The sequence below is a fragment of the Vibrio genomosp. F6 genome (genome assembly GCF_005146325.1).
Classification (GTDB): Bacteria; Pseudomonadota; Gammaproteobacteria; order Enterobacterales; family Vibrionaceae; genus Vibrio; species Vibrio cortegadensis.
The window spans coordinates 1-322 of sequence record NZ_SYUT01000124.1; the positions used below are offsets into that span (position 1 = coordinate 1).

1 protein-coding gene is annotated in these 322 nt (G+C 38.8%); it reads left to right on the plus strand.

Translation table 11 applies throughout. The features are described from left to right. On the plus strand, positions 1 to 309 hold a 309-nt coding region (locus tag FCV43_RS20000), incomplete at its 5' end, for a GFA family protein (RefSeq protein WP_136996166.1). Positions 310 to 322 lie beyond the last annotated feature (13 nt).

Sequence of the window (322 nt, forward strand, 5' to 3'; positions counted from 1 at the left end):
ATCGAAAATCCTAGAAGGTGCGATTGCTCAATTTGCCGAAGAAAAGGCGCAATTGTTGGTTCCGTCGATTTGAGTGGTATTAGAATCGTTGAAGGACAAGAGTTTCTGAAGTTGTATCAATTTAACACGAATACAGCGAAACATTACTTCTGTTCAAATTGTGGTATTTATACTCATCACCAACGTCGCTCAAATCCCACAGAATATGGTTTCAATATTGGCTGTCTTGAGGGCGTAAATCCATTTGATTTAGGTGATGTAGTTACAAACGACGGGGTTAATCATCCAGCCGATAGTACTGCTTCATAACAAACAATTTAAG